The 1,768-nt window shown below is 66.3% G+C and carries 3 protein-coding genes; all 3 read left to right on the plus strand.

Features of this window, described 5'->3' with window-relative positions:
* Positions 1 to 999, plus strand: a 999-nt coding sequence (gene paaA, locus ACLFKU_RS43220; RefSeq protein ID WP_410853325.1) for a 1,2-phenylacetyl-CoA epoxidase subunit PaaA, incomplete at its 5' end; no start/stop codon positions are given.
* Positions 1,000 to 1,068: 69 nt separating this feature from the next.
* Positions 1,069 to 1,353, plus strand: coding sequence for a 1,2-phenylacetyl-CoA epoxidase subunit PaaB (paaB, locus tag ACLFKU_RS43225; protein WP_410853326.1), 285 nt, complete (start codon positions 1,069 to 1,071; stop codon positions 1,351 to 1,353).
* Between the two features lie 16 nt (positions 1,354 to 1,369).
* A partial coding sequence (locus tag ACLFKU_RS43230; RefSeq protein WP_410853327.1) for a Phenylacetic acid catabolic protein occupies positions 1,370 to 1,768 on the plus strand: 399 nt, incomplete at its 3' end.

A 1,768-nucleotide genomic window follows, 5' to 3' on the forward strand; every position in this document is an offset into this window, starting at 1 on the left:
ATGTACACCCAATCCCTCGATATCCCCGGCAACGTCGCCCCGCTGGACGCGGATGCGAATTCGCCCGAACAGGCGCGCTTCGACGCGGTCATGGCAGCCGACGGCAAGATCGAGCCGCAGGACTGGATGCCCGACGCGTACCGCAAAACGCTGGTGCGGCAGATCTCGCAGCACGCGCACTCGGAAATCGTCGGCATGCTGCCCGAGGGCAACTGGATCACCCGCGCGCCGAGCCTCAAGCGCAAGGCGATCCTGATCGCCAAGGTGCAGGACGAGGCCGGCCACGGGCTCTATCTGTATAGCGCCGCCGAAACGCTCGGCGTGTCGCGCGAGCAGCTGATCGACGCGCTGCACGCGGGCAAGGCCAAGTATTCGAGCATCTTCAACTACCCGACGCCCACCTGGGCCGACGTCGGCGTGATCGGCTGGCTGGTCGACGGCGCGGCGATCATGAACCAGATCCCGCTGTGCCGCTGCACGTACGGGCCCTATGCCCGCGCGATGATCCGCATCTGCAAGGAAGAGTCGTTCCACCAGCGCCAGGGGTTCGATGCGCTGCTCGCGATGATGGCCGGCACCGACGCGCAGCGCGAGCTCGTGCAGCAGGCGGTGAACCGCTGGTGGTGGCCGGTGCTGATGATGTTCGGCCCGAGCGACAAGGACTCGGTGCACAGCAACCAGTCGGCGCAATGGGGCATCAAGCGCATTACCAACGACGATCTGCGCCAGAAATTCGTCGACGCGACCGTCGGGCAGGCGAAGGTGCTCGGCGTCACGCTGCCCGATGCGGAGCTCAAATGGAACGAGGCGCGCGGCCACTACGACTACGGCGACATCGACTGGGAAGAGTTCTGGCGCGTCGTCAATGGCGACGGCCCGTGCAACCGCGAGCGCCTCGCCACGCGCGTGAAGGCCCATGAAGACGGCGCCTGGGTGCGCGAAGCCGCGCTCGCCCATGCGGACAAGCAGCGCCAGCGCGCGCAACAGCACGCCGCCTGAGCGGCACGGCGAAACACCCGCGAAACACCCGCGAAAAATCAGCGAATGTCAGGAATCAGGAGATCAGCAATGAACAAGGAATGGCCGATTTGGGAAGTGTTCGTGCGCAGCAGGCAGGGCCTCGACCACAAGCACTGCGGCAGTCTGCACGCGGCCGACGCGCCGATGGCGCTGCGCATGGCGCGCGACGTCTACACGCGCCGCCAGGAAGGCGTGAGCATCTGGGTGGTGCCGTCCTCGGCGATCACCGCCTCGGCGCCCGACGAGAAGGCCGAGCTGTTCGAACCGGCGGGCGACAAGATCTATCGCCACCCGACGTTCTACACGCTGCCCGACGAAGTCAACCACATGTAAGCGCGCCATGACCACTATGTCCATCACGCCCGAACATCTGCAGTACGTGCTGCGCCTCGCCGATACCGCGCTGATTCTCGGTCAGCGCAACGCCGAGTGGTGCGGCCACGGCCCGATCCTCGAAGAGGACATCGCGCTGTCGAACATGAGCCTCGACCTGATCGGCCAGGCGCGTCTGCTGTACACACACGCGGCCACGCTCGAGCAGCAGCTCACCGGCCGTCAGCGCAGCGAAGACGACTACGCGTACTTCCGCGCCGAGCGCGAATTCGCGAACTACACGCTCGCCGAGCTGCCGCACTACGGCCCGCTCGCCGGCACCGCGCAGGCGCAGAAGGACTACGCGGTCACGATCGTGCGCAACTTCCTGTATTCGACGCTGATGAGGCATCTGTGGGGCGCGCTGACGGGCTCC

Source organism: Paraburkholderia sp. EG304, assembly GCF_046543485.1.
GTDB lineage: Bacteria > Pseudomonadota > Gammaproteobacteria > Burkholderiales > Burkholderiaceae > Paraburkholderia > Paraburkholderia youngii.

Coding starts and splice junctions, on each gene's coding strand:
- paaB (WP_410853326.1), top strand. CDS start 1,069: ATGAACAAGGAATGGCCGATTTGGGAAGTGTTCGTGCGCAGCAGGCAG.